This window comes from Streptomyces sp. SID3343 (assembly GCF_009865215.1).
Taxonomy (GTDB): Bacteria; Actinomycetota; Actinomycetes; order Streptomycetales; family Streptomycetaceae; genus Embleya.
Genome location: NZ_WWJX01001364.1, coordinates 1 through 265, shown reverse-complemented (window position 1 = coordinate 265; position 265 = coordinate 1). Strand labels below are relative to the sequence as shown.

Sequence of the window (265 nt, the reverse complement as noted above, 5' to 3'; positions counted from 1 at the left end):
CAGCGGGCGCAGGGTGAGCGTCGGCCGGCCGCCCACCTCGACGGCCGTGCCCAGCCAACCGCCCACGCGCAGGCGCCGCAGCAGCACGGGCAGTTTGAGCAGGGCGGCCTCGCCGTCGTCGGCGAGCACGGCGAGGTGCAGGTCGTCCTCGGTACACGGCCGCGCCGTCAGCAGCCGAACCGCCGCCGCCAGGCCGGGCGTCAGCACGCCGAGCGACATGCCGCGCCGGCCGAGGAAGAGCAGCGTCGAGGCGTCCGGGCCGGTG

1 protein-coding gene is annotated in these 265 nt (G+C 77.7%); it reads right to left on the bottom strand.

Annotated features, from left to right (window positions below; translation table 11 throughout):
* The coding region (locus GT354_RS43190; protein WP_161362438.1) for a hypothetical protein at positions 1-265 on the bottom strand (265 nt) is incomplete at both ends.